This window comes from Anaerococcoides asporogena, assembly GCF_029590275.1.
Classification (GTDB): Bacteria; Bacillota; Clostridia; order Clostridiales; family Clostridiaceae; genus JG1575.
Genome location: NZ_CP120965.1, coordinates 3,464,777 through 3,486,096, shown reverse-complemented (window position 1 = coordinate 3,486,096; position 21,320 = coordinate 3,464,777). Strand labels below are relative to the sequence as shown.

The window sequence follows — 21,320 nt, the reverse complement described above, 5'->3', positions numbered from 1 at the left end:
CCCCAGCGGGGCCGGAAGGATCCGTGCCCCCAGGAATAAGGGATAATAGAGAAAAAGAGAAAAATCTGGCCCGAGGGAATCGGGCACGTTTGAACCATACCGGAAGCTGCCGGACGGGCAAAATAAAAAAACGCCCGCAAGCAGCTTGCAGACGTTTGTTAATGGTCGAAATCGGGACGTGACCAAAAAAAGGCCTCACCCATTCTCATCCATGACCCCGGTAGTCCGCAGGGCTGTATGCACCGCGCAGGAAGCGCGGCAGGAAACAGGCAAGTATTCTGGCTTATCGCCCGGATCCGCAGGGTGCGGACTCGGCCCTGACGCCTTCCCGGAACTTCTTCCAGTGACATCTGCCAGGGCTCTGGCGAATTACAGCAACGGCCTTGCGTGGGATTCGCACCCAACTTCCATGGCCTGATTCCGATATTCAAACGAACTCAGTATACCAACGGGACTTTGAAATTGTCAATCGGTTGACAAAGAATTGTTCTTAAGGCATACTGGTTTTCAGTTAGACTGGGAAAGCAGGGTGTAATTCCCTCACAAGGCCGTTACCGTGATAGTCGGGTTACCAGGATTCATATTCCTTTGCGGGCACCGAAGGATATGGTTTGAGCGGACTTTCGCGTCCGCGTGAATCAGCCCCCCGGTGCTTGGCGTCGGGGGGTTTTTTGCATGGAAATGAAACGAAACGTCAATGGAACGATGATGCGCCGCGGCTTCACCACCGGGACCTGCGCCGCGGCGGCGGCCAAGGCGGCGGCTGTTTTGCTGCTGCGCGGGCAAGCGCCGGCCACCGTGTCGGTCCGGACGCCCGGGGGGATCGACCTGGTACTGGACGTGCTCCAGCCGGAGCGGGGCGCGGATTCTGCCAGCTGCGCCATCCGTAAGGATGCCGGGGACGATCCCGACATCACGGACGGCGCTCTGATCATTGCCCGGATCCGCCGGATTCCCCGGGGGATTGAGCTGGACGGCGGGACTGGAATCGGCCGGGTCACCCGGCCCGGTCTGGATCAGCCCGTGGGGGCGGCGGCCATCAACCGCGTGCCCCGGGAGATGATTGCCCGCCACCTCCGGGAGGTGTCGGAGAACTGCGGCTACAGCGGCGGTCTGTCAGTCGTCCTGGAAATTCCCGGCGGAGACGAGCTGGCCCGCCGGACCTTCAACCCCCGCCTGGGCATCACCGGCGGTCTGTCGATCCTGGGAACCTCCGGCCTGGTGGAACCCATGAGCCATCAGGCCATGGCGGATACGATCCGCCTGCGGCTCCGGCAGCTGCGCGCCGGGGGTGCCCAAACCGTGCTGCTCACCCCCGGCAACTACGGCGAGACCTTCGCCCGGGAGGAGCTGGGACTGAGTATGACCTGCCACATCAACTGCGCCAATTTCATCGGCGATGCCATTGACGCGGCGGTGGAGCTCGGGTTCGAACGGATTCTGCTGGTGGGCCACATCGGCAAGCTCGTCAAGCTGGGAATCGGGGTGCCCAATACCCATTCCGCCTTTGGCGACGGCCGGATGGAAACGCTGCTGGCCTGCGCCCTGCGCGCCGGCGCCGGACTTCCCCTGCTGGCGGGAATCCTGGAGTGCGCCACCACCGATGCCGCCCTGGACCTGCTCTGGGCCGCCGGTCTGCTGGAGCCGGCATTGGTCGAACTGGGCCGGCGGATCGAGGATTTTCTGACCCGGCGCGTGCCTGCGGGCATTGCCCTGGGCTATCTGTGCTATACCAATGCGCCGGATTTTCCCGGCGTTCTGATAAAAAATGATCAGGCCAGTGACCTGATGAAACTGCTGGAGGAAAAACAATGATTCATTTTGTGGGAGCCGGCCCCGGAGCACCGGATTTAATCACGCTGCGCGGTGCGCAGCTGCTGCGTCAGGCCGACTGTATTGTCTACGCCGGATCCCTGGTGGATCCGCGGCATCTGGAGGGGGCCAAAGCCGGCTGTGAGATCCATAACAGCGCCGCCATGACCCTGGATGAAGTCATCGCGGTGCTGGAACGGGTGCACCGCAGCGGCGGACTGGTGGTTCGCCTGCATACCGGAGATCCCTCGATTTACGGCGCCATCCGCGAACAGATGGATCGGCTGTCGCAGGCGGGCATACCCTTTGACGTCTGTCCCGGAGTATCCAGCTTCTGCGGCGCCGCCGCCGCGCTGAAAGCTGAATATACCCTGCCCGGGGTCAGCCAGAGCGTGATCATCACGCGTCGGGCGGGACGGACTCCGGTGCCGGAACGGGAGCGAATTGCCAGTCTGGCCGCCCATGGCGCTGCCATGGTGGTCTTTCTCAGCGCCGGCATGACGAAGGCGCTGCAGCAGGAACTGCTCGAAGGCTATGCCGCGGATTCTCCCGCGGCCATTGTCTATAAAGCCAGCTGGCCGCAGGAGAAAGTGCTGCGCTGCACGGTGGGTACCCTGGCGCAGACGGCGGCCGCCCATGAGGTGTCAAACCATGCCCTGATTCTGGTGGGGGGATTCCTGGGCGAGGACTATGAGCTGTCCAGACTGTATGATCCTGCCTTCACCACCGCCTTCCGCCAGGGAACCGAGGCATGACCGCTGCGGTGATTGCCTTCAGTCGGCAGGGAGCCGAGCTGGGGGAACGGGTGGCATCCAGCCTGGAAGTCATGGGATACCAGACCGAGGTGAGGCGCTGCGGCCGGGGGGAGCTGCCCGGGTGGACCCGGGCGAACTTTCATCGGGATGCCCTGATCTTCATCGGATCCTGCGGCATTGCCGTGCGGGCGGTGGCTCCGCTTCTGGCCGGAAAGACCCGGGATCCGGCGGTGCTGGTCATTGATGAGCAGGCCCGCCATGTCATCGCCCTGCTGTCCGGCCACATCGGCGGGGCCAACCGGCTGACCCGGGAGCTTGCCCGGGCATTGGATGCCGTCAAGGTCATTACCACAGCCACGGATGTCCGGGGCGTGTTTGCGGTGGATGCCTGGGCGGTCGAACAGGGTCTTCGGATTGCCAGTCCGGAGGGCATCCGGGAGATTTCAGCCTGTCTGCTGGCCGGAGGTTCCGTCCGCCTGGAGACGCCGTTTCCGGTGACGGGACCTTTGCCCCCGGGATTTCTCATGACGGATGCTGGATCGCCTGCGGCGTTGCCCACAGTGCGCATTGACTGGCAAAGTCACGCCGAGGCGGCGGTTCTGGAGCTGGTGGCGCCGGTTGTCAGTCTGGGCATCGGCTGCCGCCGTGGGACGCCGGCGCCCCTAATTGAAGCGGCGGCAGCGCAGCTGCTGGAGCAAACCGGCTGTCACCCCCTGGCCATCGCCAGGGTCTGCAGCATCGATCTGAAAGCCGATGAGCCGGGACTGACGGAATTCTGCCGGACCAGACACCTGCCCCTGGTCACTTATTCCGCCCGGGAGCTCGAACGCGTCCCCGGCCGGTTTGGGGCCTCCGAGTTTGTCCGGCGCGTGACCGGGGTGGACAATGTCTGCGAGCGCAGCGCCGTTTGCGGCGCCGGAGCCGGTGCCCGGCTGCTCCAGGGAAAAACTTCGGGCAGCGGGGTGACGCTGGCTCTGGCCATCGCCCCCTGCACCCTTCGCTTTGAAAAAGGAGAACTGATATGAAAAAACTGTATGTTGCCGGGATTGGTCCGGGAGATGCCCGCAATATGACGGCGGCCTGCCGCGAGGCCATCGAAGATTGCGATGTCATGGTCGGCTATTCCAAATATGTGGAGCTGGTCGCACCGCTGTTTCCGGACAAACGAATCCTCGATACGCCCATGACCCGGGAGGTGGAACGCTGCCGGATGGCTCTGGAGCTGGCTTGCCGGGGTGAAACCGTGGCCATGATCTGCAGTGGCGATGCCGGGGTGTATGGCATGGCGGGCCTGATCTGTGAACTGGCGGCCGAGTATGAACCGGTGGAGATCGAGGTGGTGGCGGGGGTGACGGCAGCCCTGGCCGGGGCGGCGGTGCTGGGTGCCCCTCTGACTCATGACTTCGCGGTGATCAGCCTGTCGGATCTCTTGACGCCCTGGGAGGTGATTGAGCGACGGCTGGAGCACGCGGCTGCCGCCGACTTCTGTCTGGCGCTGTACAATCCCTCCAGCCGCTCCCGCCACGATTACCTGGAGAAAGCCTGCGCCATCCTCAGGCGTCACAAACCGGCGCAAACCGTCTGCGGCCTGGTCCGGAACATCGGGCGCGCCGGTCAGTCGGATGCGATTCTGACGTTGGAGGAGCTGAGCCAGACTTCGGTGGACATGTTCACCACGGTGTTCATCGGCAGCAGCCAGACCCGGATCATCGGCGGAAGAATGGTCACGCCCAGGGGGTACCGGCTTGACTGAAGTCATTCTGTTCGGCGGAACCACGGAGGGGCGGCTGCTGGCGGCGGCCTTGCGGGCGAAAGCCCTGCCGGCGCTGGTCTGCGTGGCGACGGAATACGGGGAGTCGCTGCTGGAGGAGGGGGGGAGCCTCTCGATCCGGCGGGGCCGGCTGGAAACCGGGGAAATGGCGGACCTCTTCCGGCAGCGGAAGCCCCGTCTGGTGATTGACGCCACCCATCCCTTTGCCGCGGTGGTCAGCGAGAATATCCGGGCGGCCTGCCGCGCGGCCGGAACTCAGTATTTGCGGGTACTGCGCGCGGACAGCTCTGAGGAAGAGGGTGACGGGGAACAGCTGGAGCGGTTTTCTGATCTGGAGGATCTGATCGCCTGGCTGAACGAACAGCCGGGGATCATTTTCTCGACGCTGGGGGCCAAGGAAGCGGAGCGGCTGTCCCGCATCAGGGGCAGTGCCGAGCGGGTCTGGCTGAGGATTCTGCCGGATCCGGCGGGGCTGGCTGCCTGTCAGGCCGCCGGGTTTTTGGCCCGCCGCATCATCTGCATGCAGGGACCGTTTTCCCGGGAGCTTAACATGGCGATGTTTGGCGCCGCCGGGGCGGACATTCTGATCACGAAGGAATCCGGCCGGACCGGGGGCTATCCGGAGAAAATCGCGGCGGCAAAAGCCTGCGGCTTGAAGATCGGAGTATGGAGCCGCCCCCGGGAGAGCCGGGGACTGGCGGCGGAGGAAATCATCCGGCGCATCGGGGAGGGAACACTATGAAGCAAGTAACCATTGTTGGGGTCGGACTGAGTGCCGGCACTCTGACCCGGGAGGGAGCCGAGGCTCTGGCCCGGGCGGATCTGATCCTGGGCGCTCCCCGGCTTATTGAGGCTCTGGCGGAGTTTGGAAAGCCTTCGGTCGCGGCGTATCAGCCAGAGGAGATTACCCGCTGTCTGGCCAGTCAGGGGAGCGGGCGGTACTGCATCGCTGTCTCCGGAGACACCGGTTTTTTCAGTGCCGCCCGGGGACTGAGCGAAGCGCTGGCTGACTGTGAGGTGAGCTGGCTTCCGGGGATTTCATCACTGAATGCCCTCTTTGCCAGGCTCCGGCGCCCCTGGCAGGAGGCTGCCCTGGTCAGCTGCCATGGCCGTGAGGCGAATCTGGTCGATACGATTCGCCGCAGTCGCCTGACCTTTGCCCTGACCGGACAGAATCTGGCGGTCCTGGGAGAAGCGCTGACAGCGGCCGGTTTTGGCCGGCTGACCGCCACGCTTGGGGAAAACCTGGGACTGCCTGATGAGCGCCTGTCCACGGTGCGGCTGGCTGAACTGGCCGATATGACGCCCGGTTCGCTGGCGGTGCTTTTGGTGGAGAATCCCCGGGCGGATGACCGCATCCCTTGCGGACTGCCGGATGAGTCCTTTCTCCGGGGCAAAGTACCCATGACCAAGTCTGAGGTTCGGGCAGTGACGCTGAGCCGGCTGGCACTGGCGCCGGACAGCGTCTGCTGCGATATTGGCGCCGGTACCGGCTCGGTGACCGTGGAAATGGCGCTGGCGTCCTATCGGGGCCGGGTCTTTGCCCTGGAGCGGTCGGAGGAGGCCCTCCGTCTGATCCGGGAAAACTGCCGGCGCTTCCACCTCGGGAATGTATCGGTCCTGCCGGGGGAGGCCGCCCAGTCGCTGGGCTCTCTGCCCCGTCTGGATGCCGCTTTCATCGGGGGCAGCGCGGGCCAGCTGACAGCCATTATTGATGCACTGATGGCCAACAATCCGCGGATCCGGATTGTCCTGAATGCCGTCACCCTGGAAACGGTCCAGGAAGCACTGGACTGTTTTCAGGCTCATGGACTGGAACCGGACATCGTCCAGCTGGCGGTGACGCGGACCCGGCTGGTGGGCCGGCGGCACATGCTGGAGGCCGCTACGCCGGTCTTTGTGATGGCAGGAGGCGGGACATGGATCGAATCCTGATTGCCGGAACCCATTCGGGCTGCGGCAAGACCACGGTAACCTGCGCCGTCTTGACGGCGCTGAAGCAGCGCGGGCTGAACCCATCGGCATTCAAGTGCGGCCCGGACTATATCGACCCCATGTTCCACCGTCGGGCCATCGGGGTGCCCTCCCGCAACCTGGATCCGTTCTTCTGTGACGAACAGGGGCTGAAAGGTCAGCTGGCCGGTCCTGGTCTGGCGATTATCGAAGGAGCCATGGGCTACTACGACGGGGTGGGCTGCGACGGGCGGTTCAGTGCCTATGAGGTAGCCCGGCTCACCCGAACTCCGGTGGTGCTGGTGCTTGATGTCAAGGGCATGTACGCCTCGATGGGGGCGGTGCTGCAGGGTTTTGCCCGATACCGGGAAGACAGCGGGATCAGCGGCGTCATCTTCAACAATGCCTCGCCGAAACTCAATGCGGGACTGTCCGCCATCGCCCGGCAGGTCGGGATCCGGCCGCTGGGCTATCTGCCGCGGGCGGTGAAGGCCACGGTGGCCAGCCGGCATCTGGGTCTGGTGAGTGCGGAGGAAATCGGGGAGCTGGAGGAGAAGCTCCAGACCCTGGGTGACCTGGCCGAACGCTGCATCGACCTGGATGGGCTGCTGGAACTGGCTGCGGGGTCGCCGGGCCTGACCGGTGAACCGGAGGCGATTCGCCCCCTGGGATCCATCCGGCTGGCAGTGGCGCGGGATGAGGCCTTTTCCTTTTTCTATGAAGAAAACCTGGAGCTTCTCAGGGCGTTGGGCTGTCAGCTGGAATTTTTCAGCCCCATGCGCGATCCGGCCTTGCCCCAGGGCGTGGCCGGTCTGTATCTGTGCGGGGGTTACCCCGAACTGCATCTGGAGGCTTTGAGCGGCAACCGGACCATGCTGGAATCAGTCCGCTGGGCGGTACGGGGCGGTCTGCCCACCATCGCCGAGTGTGGCGGATTCCTCTATCTGCATGACCAGCTGGACGGGATTCCTTTGGCCGGAGTGGTGCCGGCCCGGGCCCGCACCACCGACAGACTCAGCCGGTTTGGCTATGTGACTCTGCGGGCCGGGGTCGACAACCTCCTGTGCGGCGCGAAGGATACGATTCGATCCCACGAATTTCACTACTGCGAAAGCACTGCGCCGGGCGGGGACTTTACCGCAGAAAAGCCGCTGTCGGACCGGAGCTGGCCCTGCATTCATGCTACCCCCACTCTTTATGCCGGATTTCCCCACCTGTATTTCCCGGCGAATCCTGAGTTTGCCCGGCGGTTTGTCACCGGGTGCCTGGCCTACGACCGGACGATCCGATCTGACCGGCAGAATCAGTCGGACCGAAAGAATCGGTCTGAACTCATCGGACCCCCGGAGACTATCAACCATAACGGAGGAAGATTATGACCCTGGAATTTGAAATACTCGACCCCCTGGATATCGAAAAGCGCAGCTTTGAACTGATCGAGCAGGAATTGCCTCATCCACTGGATGAACAGCTCGCTCCGATTATCAAGCGGGTCATCCATACTACGGCGGATTTCGAATACGCCGATACGCTGAGTTTTTCCGCCACCGCCCTGGAATCCGGTTTGGCCGCCCTGCGGGCCGGGGAGACCATCGTGACCGATACCAATATGGTGAAGGCGGGGATCAACCGGACGGCGCTGCAGCAGCTTGGCTGCGAGGCGGTCTGCTATATGGCCGATGAAGCCATCGCCCAGGAGGCGCTGGAGCAGGGAATGACCCGGGCCACCCTCTCCATGGACCGGGCTGCCCGGCTGCAGGGACATCCGATTCTGGCCATCGGCAACGCCCCCACCGCGCTGATCCGGCTGGCCGAACTGATCCGGGAGGGCCGGATTGCGCCGGCTCTGATCATCGGCGTCCCCGTGGGCTTTGTCAATGTCGTGCAGTCGAAGGAACTCATCATGCAGTCCGGCATTCCCTATATCGTGGCACGGGGCCGCAAGGGCGGCAGCAATGTCGCGGCGGCCATCGTAAACGCCCTGATGTACCGGATTACCAGAACCTGATTCCTGAACCAAATACCTGAACCAAATACCTTAACCAAATTAATGAAATGAATTTATGGAACGAGTTGATTGATCAAAAACGGAGCAGGCACACCGCGCTGGTGTGCCTGCTCCGTTATAGGATGAAGGTTTCGGGTTGATTATTGTCTGGGTCCGGCATTGACGATGTCTTCGCCGACTCCGGGAAAGCGGCTGAAGTTCTTGACAAAGCCCTGAGCCAGTTCGCGGGCGGTCTTTTCGTAATCGGCCGCGTCCTGCCACTGGGTGCGGGGATTGAGGAGATCATCCGGCACGCCTTCGATATGGACCGGAACTTCCAGGTTGAAGATCTCATCGTGGCGGTAGTTGGCCTGCTTGAGTTCTCCGTTCACTGCGGCATTGACCATGCGGCGGGTCAGGGGCAGGGACATGCGCTTGCCGACGCCGTACTTGCCGCCGGTCCAGCCGGTGTTGATGAGGTAGACTTCAGTCTGATGGCGGTCAATCTTTTCACCCAGGAGCCGGGCATACTCTTCGATGGGACGGGCCATGAAGGGTTCGCCGAAGAGGGCGGAGAAGGTGGTCTGGGGCTCGGTGATGCCGCGCTCCGTGCCGGCCAGCTTTGAGGTATAGCCGCTCATGAAATGGTACATGGCTGCCTCGCGGGTCAGGCGGGAGATCGGGGGGATAACGCCGAAGGCATCGGCTGTCAGGAATACGATGGTATCGGGAACTCCGCCCATGCCGGACAGCTCCGCGTTGGAGATGTACTCGATGGGGTAAGTGCCGCGGGTGTTTTCCGTCAGGCTGTCATCGGAATAATCCGGAGAGCGATCGGCGTCGATCACGACGTTTTCCAGGACGGAGCCGAAGCGAAGCGCCTGATAGATTTCCTTTTCCTTTTCGGGATCCAGGTTGATGGTCTTGGCATAGCAGCCGCCTTCGAAGTTGAAGACGCCATGCTCGTTCCAGCCATGCTCGTCATCACCGATCAGCTTGCGGCTCTCGTCAGCCGAGAGGGTGGTCTTGCCGGTGCCGGACAGACCGAAGAACAGAGCGGTGCGGCCGTCTTCCGCCATGTTGGCGGAGCAGTGCATCGGCAGAATATGGCGCTCCGGCAGGAGGTAGTTCATGACGGAGAAAATGGATTTCTTGATTTCGCCCGAATACAGGGATCCGCCGATCAGAACGAGGCGTTCGGTGAAGTTGAGGATGATGAAGGCTTCGGAATGGACTCCGTCCTCGGCGCCTCTGGCTTTCAGAGACGGTACGGCGATGACGGTGAAATCGGCGTCGTAGCCGGTGCGGGCGGTGTCCTTGATGAAGATCTGGCTGGCAAACACAGCCTGAGCCGGATTTTCGCACAGGATGTTCAGCTTGAGGGAATGGTCCGGATCGGCTCCGGCCTTGGATTTCACCAGGTACATTTTGCGGTCGGCGATGTGAGCCATCACCTTCTGCTTGAGCTTCTCATAAACGGCCGGTTCCATGGGGACATTGACCTTGCCCCAGGCAACGGTGTCCCGGGTCATGTCATCGCGGACGATGTAGCGGTCCTTGGGGGACCGTCCGGTGTATTGGCCGGTCTTGATGACCAGACAGCCATTGTCAGCCAGTTTGCCGTTGCCATCGCAGACGGCCTTTTCAATCAGCTGGGTGACACTTAAGTTTTCAATCAGATTCTCTTGTTTAATTCCAAAGAGTTGTTCCAAAACAGAACCTCCTAATGTGCAGTAATATCTTCATTTAAATACAGCAAAAAACAAAAAGCAACCGACTGGATTTTATCAAATGCAATGAAAAAAGTCTGAGGGGGGATTCATTGAAGAAAGCTTAATATATTGTGAAATAAAAAATATTCTCGTGCATAATGCCAAGAATATTTCTAATAATGGAAATTGGTTCGTTTTCAATTAATGGTTTACTTGCTGTACTGAACTTTGCGCTTGCCGCCGGCCAGCAGCAGCATGGAGGGAATGGATGCGGCAATCAGGGAGAGACCGATCTTCAACCAGACATTGGCGACGTAGAACCGGCTGTTGTCGTAGTGCGCGGCCAGACCCTGCCCCAGGGCTTCCAGAAGGCCCACGTTGACCTGCTGCAGAACTTCCGCGGCGGAGATCAGGACGCTTCCCAGCAGCAGTGAAGCCAGGACCAGGAGGATGCCCAGACCGATGGGCATCTGGTTTCCGGCCATGACCCGGTAGATCCCAATGACCAGGAAGGGGATGGCAAATCCGACGGGCTGAGCCGGCACGCCCATGACATGGACACCGGCCATGAGCACGGCACCCAGGATTGCCCCCAGAATTGCGCCGATGAAACCAGCCGCGGAAAAGCTCCGGTCGATCAGGCCGGTTACGACCCCTTTGGGAAAGTCGCCGTGATTGGGGTTCTCCTCCGGCCTGACATAGGCCCCCCGGGAGCGGCTTTCCCGGGTCTTCTGGCTCGATGGGCGGACCGGCTGTGACACCGGTTTTGCGGCGGGAATATCATAATAATGCTCTTCTTCTTCGTCCGTCAGATCATCCGGGTCGGTCAGGTCCGCCGCGTCCGTCAGGTCATCAGACTCCGTCAGATCAACAGCCTCTGTCAGATCTGCTTCGACTCTCCGGTCATTGGTCTTCGACCGGTATTCAGAATCTGCCAGACCTTCCGCAACCGGCTCAATGTCATCCGCCCCGATCATTTCTTCCATGGAGGTCATAACAGCTTCCGGCGGGAAAGTCGGCTCTGCCGGCCGGGTTCTTTTCGAATCCGGCACTGCTGAAGCTGACGGATCGTTCCCAGCACGGGCGGCCGGATGTCCGGTTTCAGCAGCCAGCCAGGGATTTTGGGGCTGAACCGCGGCTTCGATCCGCTGGATACCGGATTCCAGGCTCTGGGTCAGAAAGTCGAGACGCGTGGCTTCCAGCCTGGGATCGGCGGTGGGTGCGGTCAGATCGACATAGACCCGGCGGCCGCGGATTTTGGCCTGGGTCAGCGCGTACCGCGACGCCAGCGATTCAATGTGGTCCAGCAGCTCATTTTTGGCCGGTTCGGGCCCGTCAAAGGAGGTTTCAATCCAGGTCCGTCCCTTCTCTTCATTGACTTCATAAAGTCGGGTTCCGACAAATTTGGAATAGATTCCGTTGGTGTCAAAAAAACCTTTTTCGGATAAAGCTTGTTTCAGCAGATGGTTCATGGCGCAACTCCCTCGCATAGTGTGTTCAGAGTCCTCGGACTCTGAGGCAGCCGGATCGACAGTGCCCGGCACGTTATTACGTGTCATCTTATCAGCCAAACATTAACCCCATTTTAAAGCAGACCCCTGATAATAGAGTCGTTGAAAAAACTGCCGGCTGTCAGCCCCTCCATGTCTTCACCGTTCCAGCAGCATAAGACATGGATCGCAAGGACCTGGCCGGATTTTTGTGCCGCGTCGCAGCCACGGACGGGATAATGTCAAATGTTATTAACAAATCACAGCTTTTTTGATGGTATCATAGAATAGATGGTCTGTTTCTTCATTTAATGATGGAAGGTCTATTTCTTCATTTAATGATTGAATCCAATGCGAAGTGGTTCCGGGGTTCACCAGTTCCGATATTGACGTCATTCCGAAACTTAAACATTTCGCCATGCAATCATACTGGAACACAATCATTCCGGTACGCAATCATTTTGGAACACAATCATTCCAGGATCAACTGGTACATCAATCGAGAAACAGTGCGAATCAAATCGTTCGAACAACCGATAAAACATACAGTCGAGGAGGACATACCTATGATCGCAGTAATACTGGCCCAGGGCTGGCTCAGACGGGAAGTGGCGGAGGCTGAACTGGCCGGAGTGAATGAACCGGTCGTTTATGCCGAACGTTATGAAGAGCTTCTGCCGGTGAAGGATGAAGTGGAGATCATTTTGAATACGGGGAAGCCGGATGCGGAAGTCATCCGTCAGATGCCGCATCTGAAGTGGATCTTTTCGTATTCTGCCGGAGTCGACATGTACCCGATGGAGCTGCTGAAGGAAAAGGGCGTGGTGCTGACCAATACCTCTGGGGTCCATAAAACCAATATCGCCGAACAGGTGCTGGGAGCCATGATCCTGTTCTCGCGCAACCTGCTGCAGGCGACGAAGGATCAGGCGGCCCGGGTCTGGCAGACCTATCGTCTGGATGAACTGACGGGAAAACAACTGCTGATTATCGGCGCCGGTCAGATCGGGCGGGAAATCGCCCGCAAGGCCAAGGCCTTTGACATGAAGGTCACCGGCGTGCGCTGGCAGGAGAGCCGTGAGATCCCGGTGAACTTCGATGAAATGGTGACCGTGCGCGAGCTTCACCGCGTGCTTCCGGGCAAGGATTATGTCTGTCTGGTGGTACCCGCCACCGATGAGACCATCGGTCTGATGGGCCGGCGGGAATTCCAGGCCATGGACCGGACCGCCGTCTTCATGAACGTGGGCCGGGGCAACACCGTCCGGGAAGCCGAACTGGTTGAGGCACTGCAAAATGGCGAGCTGCGCGGCGCATATCTGGATGTTTTCGAAGTGGAGCCCCTCCCTCAGGAGTCTCCGCTCTGGGATCTGCCCAATGTGTTCCTGACGCCTCACACCGCCGGGCCGACCCCGCATTACGCCACCCGGTCCTTCGCGCTGTTCCGGGCTAATCTGGAAGAACTCCGGCACGGCCAGCCCATGACCAACCGGATCGATCCCGACCGGAAATACTAGGAGCTTTATGAAAGCGGCTGAATTTTTTCACCTGGTTGAAATCCGGACCAAAACGGCCAGTCTCCTGCCCTATCTGGTCGGTACGCTGTACGCCCTGACTCAGTATGAGCGCTTTGACCGGCTCAATGCCCTCCTGATGCTGGTGTCGCTGGTCTGCATTGATTTGTCCGCTACCATTCTGAATCACCTGTCGGAGGTTCGAACACCCTACAGCGTGTTCCGCCTCGATCACATGAAATACTCCAAATCCGGTGTTAAATTCCTGCTGGCGGCGCTGCTGGCGGCCGCCGTGGTCTGCGGCGGCTGGCTGGCGTGGCGCACCGGGCCCATCGTCTGGTTCTGGGGCGTTGTCTCCTTTGCCGCGGCGATCCTTTATTCCGCCGGACCGCTGCCCATTCAGCGCACCCCGCTGGGGGAGGCGGTATCCGCCTTCTTCATGGGCTTCGTCATTGTGTTCCTGGCCTGCCACATCCATCTGGGCGGGGAACCTTTCCGGGCCTATGTCTTTGGCACCCGCTTCACCCTGGAACTTGACCTGGAGCGCCTGGGCGAGATCCTGCTGGTCAGTCTGCCCCTGGTTACTGCCATCGGCAACGTCATGCTGGCCAACAACATCAGCGATCTGGCAAAGGATCTCAGTGAGCGCCGCTATACCCTGCCGGTGCTCATCGGTCGCAGCGATGCGCTGGTGCTGTTCAATCTGTCCTATCTGGCCGGCGCTCTGGCCATTCTGACCGCTGTTCTGGTCCGGGCTCTGCCGGCTCAGGCACTCTTCATAGCTCCGGTCTACGGGCTGGTCTTCCGCCGGGCCCGCCGCTTCAGCGCGGCCCCGGACAAGACCACAACCTTTCCCCTGGCGGTGCACAATCTCAACCTGATCGGCGCCGGCCTCATCCTGGTTCTGATCAGCCGCCTCGTTTTTTAGAATCTGTAACCCGGAACATAGCTGATAAACTGATTTGGCTGAACTACCTGCGCCAGCCAACTGGAATCAACTGTTTTAGCCAGCAGAAATGACCAGCAGAAATAACCAAACTGAAATAGACAGAAATAACCATACTGAAATAAACAGAAATGAAAGCATCTGCAACAGATAGGAGTCGTTTTGGAAAAGTTTGTACAAGAAATCATGCAGCAATATGGATACCTGGGGATCTTTCTTCTGATCTTCATCGAGAACCTCTTTCCCCCCATCCCTTCGGAGGTGATTCTGTTGTTCGGCGGCTTTATGACCGTATCCGCCGGACTGAATGTCCCTCTGACCATTGTCGCGGCCACCGCCGGATCCATGGTCGGGGCCGTCGTGCTCTACTTCCTGGGCTATGAACTGGGGATGCACGGGATTCAGCGTTTCTTCCAGGGCCGCATCGGCGATCTCCTGGGCCTGACCCCCCATGATCTGGTGAAAACCACGGAATGGTTCCAGAAGAAGGGCTCCGCGGCCATTTTCCTGTGCCGGTTCATTCCGCTGATCCGAAGCCTGATCTCCATTCCGGCCGGCATTACCCGGATGAAAGTGGGTCCCTTCCTGGTTCTGACCCTCATCGGTTCCACCATCTGGAATACCGTTCTGGTTCTGCTGGGTCATTTTGCCGGCCAGGGCTGGAATGAATACAAGGAAATCTTCTCTGCCTATTCCAGTATCTTTGTCCGGGTCATGGCCGTGGCCGTGGCGCTCTGGCTTGCCTGGCGCATCATTCGCCGTTTTCGCCGGAGCAGGGCTGAGAAATGAAGCGCCACATTGAACTGACGATGCCCGGCGGCACGCTGCGCGGTTATCTGGATCTCCCGGAGGGTGAGGGACCGCATCCGGCCGTGATAGCCTTCCATGGCTTTACCGGAGACTGTACGGAACACAAGTTTCTCCTGGCCCGGCTGGGCCGGCACCTGGCCGCCTCGGGCATCGCCGTGCTGCGGCTGTCCTTCCTCGGCTCCGGGGAATCGGACGGCGAGTTTTACGACACTGCCCTGTCGGATCAGGCGCGCCAGGGCGAACGGATTCTGGACTGGGCCCGGTCACAGGCGGCCATTGATCCAGACCGGATGCTCCTCCTGGGCATGTCCATGGGGGGTTGCGTCGCCACCCTGGTGGCGCAGCGGCGGCAGTCAGACCTGCGGGGCCTGATCCTTTTCGCGCCGGCGTTCCGCTACGCGGAGAAGTACCGCGAGCGCTATGACGAATCCGGGACGCTGTGGCATGGCAATCTGGCCGTGGGCCGCGCCTTCCTGGACGAGTGTCTGGCCTGTGACTTTGCTGCGCTGCTGAGCGATTTGAAGCTGCCGGTGCGCTTTTTCCACGGATCCGCCGATGCTTCGGTGCCGCTGGCGGTTTCGGAGGAATTCGTCCGCTGGCCGCAGGACGCCCGACTGACGCGGCTGCCCGGGACCGATCACGGGTTTGATACCCCCTCGGGCATCGCCGGACTGTTCGCGGGCGTCGAAAGCGCCGCCCGGGAACTTCTGGACTGTCCCTGAGTCCGGGTCCGAATCCTTAGATCGGGTTGTTTTGTCAACTCTCCCAAGTCTTCAAGCATAAACTTGCATCCCTGATGTATAGAAGGGGTGCTCTTTTTTTGCCCTTTTTCAGCCCGAAATGTAATCATTTGCGGAAGGTGACCAGGAATGAATAAAGTTTTCCACAGGATTTCGCAAATTGCTCAGGCAAGACTTCAGCAAATTAAACAGGGGTCTTTTTCCTGGATTTCAATAAAATCAGAATTTTAGTATTGGAATTTTAGTACCGGATGAAATTTTGAATCGAATCGGCAAGATATGACCTTTAAATTTTTAGATTTTAATTTGAGTTTCAAGTATAATATATGGTGCAAATTTGAATGGATCGGTAAAAATCGGGCCGTGAAAAGGGTTTTATGCATTTAGTTATCTTTTATGCATTCTGATTTTGCTGTCTAAAAACAAAATAATTTTGGGGAGGATATGAAATATGAGACAGGACAATGTAAAGATCATCATCTGGGGACTGGGTGCCATGGGCAAGGGCATGGCCGAGATGCTGCTGGCCAAGAAAGGAATTGAAATCGTCGGGGTGGCAGGCCGCGGCGACAAACTGGGAAAAAGCATGTTTGAATTCCTGGACAAGACCAATCCGTATGACCATGACATCGTGATCGGAACACCGGAAGAAGTCATCACCGAGAAAGCGGCCGATGTGGTGCTGCTGTGCACGGATTCCTACACCCGCACCGCCTTTGACCGGATCAAGTTCATTCTCGAGCAGAAGATCAACGTCATCTCCACGGCGGAAGAAATGGCGTATCCTCAGGCTCAGGAACCGGAGCTGGCCAAAGAGATGGACCGCATCGCCAAAACCAACGGCGTGTCTGTCCTGGGCACAGGCATCAACCCCGGCCTCATCATGGATCTCCTGGTGGTCTGCCTGACCGGCGCCTGCGAGTCGGTGGACTCCGTGGAAGCCAAGCGGGTCAACAACCTGTCTCCCTTCGGACCCGTCGTCATGCATGAGCAGGGCGTGGGCATCACCATGGCTGAATTCGAGGAAAGAAGCAAGACCGGAACTCTGGCCGGCCATGTCGGATTCAGCGAATCCGTCAACATGATCGCGGACGCCCTGGGCTGGAAGCTGTCCGAACCGGTTTCCCAGAGCATGACCCCGATCATCTCCAAGGTCGACCGCAAGGCACCCTACGCTGAAGTCAAAGCCGGCAACATGGCCGGAGTCGACATGCGCGGCCAGGGAAAAGTGGACGGCGAAGTCAAGATCAGCATGATCCACCCGCAGCAGGTTGAGCCCCAGCTGGAAGGCGTCAACACTGGGGACTACATCAACATCAAGGGCGTGCCCGACATCAACATGGCCATCACGCCGGAAGTTCCCGGCGGCATCGGCACCATCGCCATGTGCGTCAACATGATCCCCCACATCATCAATGCCAAGCCGGGTCTGCGCACCATGCTGGACCTGCCGGTACCAAGAGCCATGATGGGAGATATCCGCGAACTGATCGAGGTGGAATAAAATGACAGCGAAAAAAGGCGACTGGGTCCGGATCCATTCGGTGATCCTGACCGCCGCCCAGCGGACCGGCAGTCTGCCGGAGGATACCCGGGCCACGGATATCCAGATGTGGACCAAGGGGTTCCTGCTGGATGAAGCGGCAGCCCTCGGCGACGAAGTCACGGTGGAAACCTACATCGGACGCCACCAGAGCGGCACCCTGACCCAGATCGAGCCATTCTATGACCATAATTACGGCAAGTGCGTCCCGGAGCTCCTCTACATCGGACGGAGTCTGCGGGCGGACCTGAAAGAATATGAAGCGCAGCGCAAGGAGGAGGGACAGGATGAAAGATAACAGCTACCAGAGCGTTCTGGCGCGCAAGAACGACATCATGAAGACCTCCGTCGGCATCGACTACTCCCAGTTCGAGTACGGCCGCATCGCCTTCGACTATGACCGGATGATGAAAGAGACCGGCTACAGCCTGGAGGAGATCCGCCAGATTCAGAATGAAACCGGAGTGGGCAATACGCCCATCTTTGAACTGCACAACCTGACCCGGCTGGCGCGCAAATACGCCGCGCCGGGCAAAGGCGCCCGCATTTTCGTTAAGGATGAGGCGGCCAATCCGTCCGGATCCTTCAAGGCCCGGCGGGCGGCCACCAGTGTATATGAAGCGAAGCGCCTGGGCTTTTCCGGCGTCATCACGGCAACCTCGGGAAATTACGGTGCGGCAGTGGCCAGTCAGGCAGCGAAGAGGGGATTGAACTGCATTGTCGTCCAGGAGTGTTACGACTCCCATGAGAAGGGACAGCCGGAGATCATCGAAAAAGCCAGAAAGTGCGAAGCCTACGGGGCCGAAGTCATTCAGATGACCGTGGGACCGGAGCTGTTCTACAAGTTCCTGCTCCTGCTGGAGGAAACGGGCTACTTCAACGCTTCGCTCTACACCCCCTTCGGCATCGCCGGCGTGGAGACCCTGGGTTACGAGCTGGCCCTGCAGATGCGGGAGAAGATCGGCCGTGACCCGGATGTCGTCGTGTGCACCAACGCCGGCGGCGGAAACCTCACCGGAACTGCCCGGGGCCTGCGGGCTGCCGGGGCAAATTCCCAGGTCGTGGGCGCCTCCGTCGACCTGTCGGGGCTGCATATGGCATCCGACAATGACTTCAACCGCAAGTCCTTTACCACCGGCCACACCGGCTTCGGCGTGCCCTTTACCACCAACCCGGACCGCTCCGACGTGCCGCGCTCGGCCGGCCGGCCGCTGCGCTACATGGACCGCTATGTCACCATGAGCCAGGGCAGCGTGTTCTTCATTACGGAAGCCCTGGCCCAGCTGGAAGGGCTGGAACGCGGACCGGCGGGCAACACCTCCCTGGCCGCAGCTTTCTGCCTGGCCCAGGAGCTGGATGAAGACCAGGTCATCGTGGTTCAGGAAACCGAGTACACCGGCGCCGGCAAGCACATCAACCCGCAGCTCACCTTTGCCCGCGAAAACGGCATTGAGCTGGTGATCGGCGACCCCAAGGACGAGATTCCCGGCAAGAACATCGTGCTGCCGACCAGTGCCGGCAGGCTGTTCATTGAAGATCTGGACCTGAATAAATTGCGGCGTTCCTCCATCAAGAATCAGACGGTGGGCAAGAACGTCCTGGATATTACCCCGGCCGACGTGGATTATCTCGTCCTGGAAACCAATTCGGATGACGCCTTCGTCCGGACGGTTCTGGCCGAGCTGGGAGTCAGCATTACGGAGGAAAACCAAAGATGAAGCGACCCGATGACTACCTGAGCCGCCGGGCTCACCTGCAGGATCTGACCGAAGAAGAGCTGGAGCAGCGCTTCTGGGAGACCTGCGCCAAAATTGTCGATCCCATGCTGGATCTGGCCAAAAAGAACACAACGCCGTCCATCGAGCGCTCGGTGCTCCTGCGCATGGGCTTCTCCTCACCGGAGGCCGCTCAGATCGTGACGCACACCATGGAACACGGTCTGATGGGCAAGGGTTGCGGCCACCTGGTCTACCGCCTGGCGCAAGACCAGCATCTCACCATCCGGGAAGCCGGACTTCGCCTCGCCCAGGGCGAGGGCTTCGACGCGCTCAAAGCCGTCCTGGGAGGGAACGCGTAATGGATCTGAAACGCAACGAAAAACTGGATGTCCGGGAAATCCTGAAGGACCTGGACAAATATGAGCCGCGCCGCCGCGGCTGGCACTGGCGCGAAGGCGCCGGCACCCCGCGTCAGATCGGAAAGTTTGTCTTCCATGACATGAGCGACGATCTGAAGCAGAGCCAGCCGCTGCCGGCTGCCAAGTACTTTGAGAACATCGACCCGCAGCCCAAATGCGTCATCACCACCGAGATTGCCTCGGGCCGGTTTGAGGACGACATCCGGCGCATGCGCATGGCCGCCTGGCACGGCGCAGACCACATCATGGTCATCCGCACCGCCGGCCAGAGCCATTACGATGGTCTCATCGAAGGCACGCCCCAGGGCATCGGCGGAATCCCCATCACGCGCAAGCAGGTGCGGGCCCAGCGCAAGGCGCTGGATCTCATTGAAGATGAGGTCGGCCGTCCGATCAACTATCATTCCTACGTGTCCGGTGTCGCCGGACCGGAGATCGCCGTCATGTTCACCGAAGAGGGCATCAACGGGGCCCATCAGGATCCCCAGTACAATGTCCTCTACCGCAACATCAACATGGTGCGGTCCTTCGTGGACGCCGCCGAAGCCAAGACCATCATGGCTTATTCCGGCATGGCGCAGATTGACGGCGCCCATAATGCCAACGCCACCGCCCGGGAGGCCTGGAAGGTCATGCCGGAGCTGCTGGTTCAGCATGCCATCAACTCGCTGTTCTCCGTCAAAAGCGGCATGAAGAAGGAGAACATCTGTCTCTCCACCGTGCCGCCCTCGGCTCCGCCGGCCCCGGCCATGCGCCTGGACCTGCCCTATGCCGTGGCGCTGCGCGAGCTGTTCCGGGAATACAAGATGCGGGCCCAGCAGAACACCAAATACATGGAATCCTCCACCCGCGAGGCGACGGTAACCCATGTGCTGAATCTGCTGATCTCACAGCTGACCCGGGCAGACATCCAGTCCACCATCACGCCGGACGAGGGGCGTAACGTGCCCTGGCACATCTACAATATGGAGGCCGTTGATACGGCCCGGCAGGCCTTTGCCGGCATGGACGGCCTGATGGATATGATCGCTTTGCGCCGGAACGAAGGGGAACTGGCACAAAAGACCCGGGAAATCAAGGAACGGGCCATCCTGTTCATGGAAGAAATCCTGGAAAACGGCGGCTATTTCAAGGCCGTCGAGGACGGCTTCTTCGTCGACTCCGGCATCTATCCGGAGCGCAACGGAGACGGCATCGCCCGCAAGATTGACGGGGGCATCGCCGCCGGCACCGTGTTCGAGCGCGATGCCGACTATCTGGCGCCGGTCACGGCCCACTTCGGCTACAACAATGCCGCTCAGTACGGAGCGGAGGATCCGGTCAGCCTGATTGGAGGCTGCACCTTTGAGGACCGCTCCAAGATCGTCTACATCGACGAGCTGGATCCCAATGACAACGTCAATGTCCGCCTGGAAGAAGTGAAAGACCTGCTGGATCCTGCCCGGATCAAGCCGGAAATGGAATGGCGCGGCGACGGAGTCATCCATCTGTCCATGTTCCTGCCCGCCGAGGAGCGCACCGCCGCGGTGGCCGCTCTGGAAATCGCCCGGCGCATGAATCTGGCCGATGCCGAGGTTATCCACAAGGAGATCATGCAGGAGGCCGAGGGAACACGGATTGAGGTCAAGGGCGTCTTCCGTGACATCCTTAACATCGCCGACCTGGTGATTCCGCCCAAACCGGAAATTCTGTCCGAGGAAGAGCTGCGCCAGGACATCCAGCGCCGGCCGATGAAGATCGTCTGCGGCACCATCGGAGAGGATGAACACTCCGTGGGCCTGCGTGAAATCATCGATATCAAGCATGGCGGCATCGAGAAGTACGGCATCCAGTGCGAGTATCTGGGGACGTCGGTGGCGGTGGAAAAAATCGTCAACGCCGCCATTGAGCTCAATGCCGACGCCATCTTAGCGTCCACCATCATCAGCCATGATGACATCCACTACAAGAACATGAAGAAGATCGCGGACCTGTGCGTTGAAAAAGGCATCCGGAACCGGATCATTCTGGCTGCCGGCGGTACGCAGGTATCCAACGAATATGCCCGGGAAGCCGGAATGGACCAGGGCTTCGGCCGCGGTTCCAAGGGCGTCCATGTCGCAACCTTCCTGGTCAAGAAGCGCCGGGAACTGGAACAAGGGGAACCGTAA

Annotated in this window: 19 protein-coding genes and 1 riboswitch; of the genes, 17 read left to right on the top strand and 2 right to left on the bottom strand. The window is 60.0% G+C overall.

The window, feature by feature from the left end:
- Positions 1-251: 251 nt before the first annotated feature.
- Positions 252-433: riboswitch (cobalamin riboswitch) on the bottom strand.
- Positions 434-675: 242 nt separating this feature from the next.
- Genes cbiD through P6M73_RS15895 form a run of 8 tightly spaced genes read left to right on the top strand, consistent with a single transcriptional unit; the run spans position 676 to position 8,299 of the window.
- Positions 676-1,815, top strand: coding sequence for a cobalt-precorrin-5B (C(1))-methyltransferase CbiD (gene cbiD / locus P6M73_RS15930; protein WP_277854001.1), 1,140 nt, complete (start codon positions 676-678; stop codon positions 1,813-1,815).
- The gene (cobM, locus tag P6M73_RS15925) at positions 1,812-2,567 is read left to right on the top strand and encodes a precorrin-4 C(11)-methyltransferase (RefSeq protein WP_277854000.1); all 756 of its coding nucleotides are present in this window, start codon (positions 1,812-1,814) and stop codon (positions 2,565-2,567) included. Before cbiD ends, cobM begins: the two co-directional genes overlap by 4 nt.
- Complete coding sequence (locus P6M73_RS15920; protein ID WP_277853999.1) at positions 2,564-3,592, top strand: cobalt-precorrin 5A hydrolase; 1,029 nt, start codon at positions 2,564-2,566, stop codon at positions 3,590-3,592. Before cobM ends, P6M73_RS15920 begins: the two co-directional genes overlap by 4 nt.
- On the top strand, positions 3,589-4,320 hold the full coding sequence (gene cobJ, locus P6M73_RS15915) for a precorrin-3B C(17)-methyltransferase (protein ID WP_277853998.1): 732 nt from the start codon (positions 3,589-3,591) through the stop codon (positions 4,318-4,320). The genes P6M73_RS15920 and cobJ overlap by 4 nt, the downstream gene beginning before the upstream one ends.
- A complete protein-coding gene (cobK, locus tag P6M73_RS15910) occupies positions 4,313-5,080 on the top strand; it encodes a precorrin-6A reductase (protein WP_277853997.1) in 768 nt (255 codons plus the stop codon). Before cobJ ends, cobK begins: the two co-directional genes overlap by 8 nt.
- Positions 5,077-6,273 (top strand): precorrin-6Y C5,15-methyltransferase (decarboxylating) subunit CbiT, encoded by a 1,197-nt coding sequence (gene cbiT, locus P6M73_RS15905; RefSeq protein ID WP_277853996.1) that lies wholly within the window; start codon positions 5,077-5,079, stop codon positions 6,271-6,273. Before cobK ends, cbiT begins: the two co-directional genes overlap by 4 nt.
- Positions 6,258-7,670 (top strand): cobyrinic acid a,c-diamide synthase CobB, encoded by a 1,413-nt coding sequence (locus P6M73_RS15900; protein WP_277853995.1) that lies wholly within the window; start codon positions 6,258-6,260, stop codon positions 7,668-7,670. The genes cbiT and P6M73_RS15900 overlap by 16 nt, the downstream gene beginning before the upstream one ends.
- The gene (locus tag P6M73_RS15895; protein ID WP_277853994.1) at positions 7,667-8,299 is read left to right on the top strand and encodes a precorrin-8X methylmutase; all 633 of its coding nucleotides are present in this window, start codon (positions 7,667-7,669) and stop codon (positions 8,297-8,299) included. Before P6M73_RS15900 ends, P6M73_RS15895 begins: the two co-directional genes overlap by 4 nt.
- A gap of 140 nt (positions 8,300-8,439) precedes the next feature.
- Here the strand turns inward: P6M73_RS15895 and pckA are convergent, their stop codons facing one another.
- Both pckA and P6M73_RS15885 read right to left on the bottom strand, forming a co-directional pair.
- Entirely contained in the window at positions 8,440-9,990 is a 1,551-nt protein-coding gene (pckA, locus tag P6M73_RS15890; protein WP_277853993.1) for a phosphoenolpyruvate carboxykinase (ATP), read from the bottom strand.
- Between the two features lie 209 nt (positions 9,991-10,199).
- A complete protein-coding gene (locus P6M73_RS15885; RefSeq protein ID WP_277853992.1) occupies positions 10,200-11,462 on the bottom strand; it encodes a hypothetical protein in 1,263 nt (420 codons plus the stop codon).
- 584 nt (positions 11,463-12,046) lie between these two features.
- Here P6M73_RS15885 and P6M73_RS15880 point away from each other — a divergent pair.
- The 9 genes from P6M73_RS15880 (at position 12,047) to oraE (ending at position 21,320) form a co-directional block, all read left to right on the top strand.
- A complete protein-coding gene (locus P6M73_RS15880) occupies positions 12,047-12,997 on the top strand; it encodes a D-2-hydroxyacid dehydrogenase (protein WP_277853991.1) in 951 nt (316 codons plus the stop codon).
- A 7-nt stretch (positions 12,998-13,004) separates the two neighbouring features.
- Positions 13,005-13,922, top strand: coding sequence for a UbiA family prenyltransferase (locus tag P6M73_RS15875; RefSeq protein WP_277853990.1), 918 nt, complete (start codon positions 13,005-13,007; stop codon positions 13,920-13,922).
- Between the two features lie 180 nt (positions 13,923-14,102).
- Entirely contained in the window at positions 14,103-14,729 is a 627-nt protein-coding gene (locus tag P6M73_RS15870; RefSeq protein WP_277853989.1) for a DedA family protein, read from the top strand.
- Positions 14,726-15,472 carry an alpha/beta hydrolase family protein gene (locus P6M73_RS15865; RefSeq protein WP_277853988.1) on the top strand — a complete coding sequence of 249 codons (747 nt, stop codon included), beginning with the start codon at positions 14,726-14,728 and terminating at the stop codon, positions 15,470-15,472. The genes P6M73_RS15870 and P6M73_RS15865 overlap by 4 nt, the downstream gene beginning before the upstream one ends.
- 469 nt (positions 15,473-15,941) lie before the next feature.
- Complete coding sequence (gene ord / locus P6M73_RS15860; protein ID WP_277853987.1) at positions 15,942-16,994, top strand: 2,4-diaminopentanoate dehydrogenase; 1,053 nt, start codon at positions 15,942-15,944, stop codon at positions 16,992-16,994.
- A gap of 1 nt (position 16,995) precedes the next feature.
- The gene (gene ortA, locus P6M73_RS15855; RefSeq protein WP_277853986.1) at positions 16,996-17,331 is read left to right on the top strand and encodes a 2-amino-4-oxopentanoate thiolase subunit OrtA; all 336 of its coding nucleotides are present in this window, start codon (positions 16,996-16,998) and stop codon (positions 17,329-17,331) included.
- Entirely contained in the window at positions 17,321-18,751 is a 1,431-nt protein-coding gene (gene ortB, locus P6M73_RS15850; protein WP_277853985.1) for a 2-amino-4-oxopentanoate thiolase subunit OrtB, read from the top strand. The genes ortA and ortB overlap by 11 nt, the downstream gene beginning before the upstream one ends.
- Complete coding sequence (locus P6M73_RS15845; protein WP_277853984.1) at positions 18,748-19,110, top strand: ornithine aminomutase subunit alpha; 363 nt, start codon at positions 18,748-18,750, stop codon at positions 19,108-19,110. The genes ortB and P6M73_RS15845 overlap by 4 nt, the downstream gene beginning before the upstream one ends.
- Complete coding sequence (gene oraE, locus P6M73_RS15840) at positions 19,110-21,320, top strand: D-ornithine 4,5-aminomutase subunit OraE (protein WP_277853983.1); 2,211 nt, start codon at positions 19,110-19,112, stop codon at positions 21,318-21,320. The genes P6M73_RS15845 and oraE overlap by 1 nt, the downstream gene beginning before the upstream one ends.

Excerpts from the sequence above, each read along its gene's own strand:
- cbiD (WP_277854001.1), top strand. The coding sequence starts at position 676 with ATGGAAATGAAACGAAACGTCAATGGAACGATGATGCGCCGCGGCTTC.
- cobM (WP_277854000.1), top strand. The coding sequence starts at position 1,812 with ATGATTCATTTTGTGGGAGCCGGCCCCGGAGCACCGGATTTAATCACG.
- P6M73_RS15920 (WP_277853999.1), top strand. The coding sequence starts at position 2,564 with ATGACCGCTGCGGTGATTGCCTTCAGTCGGCAGGGAGCCGAGCTGGGG.
- cobJ (WP_277853998.1), top strand. The coding sequence starts at position 3,589 with ATGAAAAAACTGTATGTTGCCGGGATTGGTCCGGGAGATGCCCGCAAT.
- cbiT (WP_277853996.1), top strand. The coding sequence starts at position 5,077 with ATGAAGCAAGTAACCATTGTTGGGGTCGGACTGAGTGCCGGCACTCTG.
- P6M73_RS15900 (WP_277853995.1), top strand. The coding sequence starts at position 6,258 with ATGGATCGAATCCTGATTGCCGGAACCCATTCGGGCTGCGGCAAGACC.
- P6M73_RS15895 (WP_277853994.1), top strand. The coding sequence starts at position 7,667 with ATGACCCTGGAATTTGAAATACTCGACCCCCTGGATATCGAAAAGCGC.
- P6M73_RS15885 (WP_277853992.1), bottom strand. The coding sequence starts at position 11,462 with ATGAACCATCTGCTGAAACAAGCTTTATCCGAAAAAGGTTTTTTTGAC.
- P6M73_RS15880 (WP_277853991.1), top strand. The coding sequence starts at position 12,047 with ATGATCGCAGTAATACTGGCCCAGGGCTGGCTCAGACGGGAAGTGGCG.
- P6M73_RS15875 (WP_277853990.1), top strand. The coding sequence starts at position 13,005 with ATGAAAGCGGCTGAATTTTTTCACCTGGTTGAAATCCGGACCAAAACG.
- P6M73_RS15865 (WP_277853988.1), top strand. The coding sequence starts at position 14,726 with ATGAAGCGCCACATTGAACTGACGATGCCCGGCGGCACGCTGCGCGGT.
- ord (WP_277853987.1), top strand. The coding sequence starts at position 15,942 with ATGAGACAGGACAATGTAAAGATCATCATCTGGGGACTGGGTGCCATG.
- ortA (WP_277853986.1), top strand. The coding sequence starts at position 16,996 with ATGACAGCGAAAAAAGGCGACTGGGTCCGGATCCATTCGGTGATCCTG.
- ortB (WP_277853985.1), top strand. The coding sequence starts at position 17,321 with ATGAAAGATAACAGCTACCAGAGCGTTCTGGCGCGCAAGAACGACATC.
- P6M73_RS15845 (WP_277853984.1), top strand. The coding sequence starts at position 18,748 with ATGAAGCGACCCGATGACTACCTGAGCCGCCGGGCTCACCTGCAGGAT.
- oraE (WP_277853983.1), top strand. The coding sequence starts at position 19,110 with ATGGATCTGAAACGCAACGAAAAACTGGATGTCCGGGAAATCCTGAAG.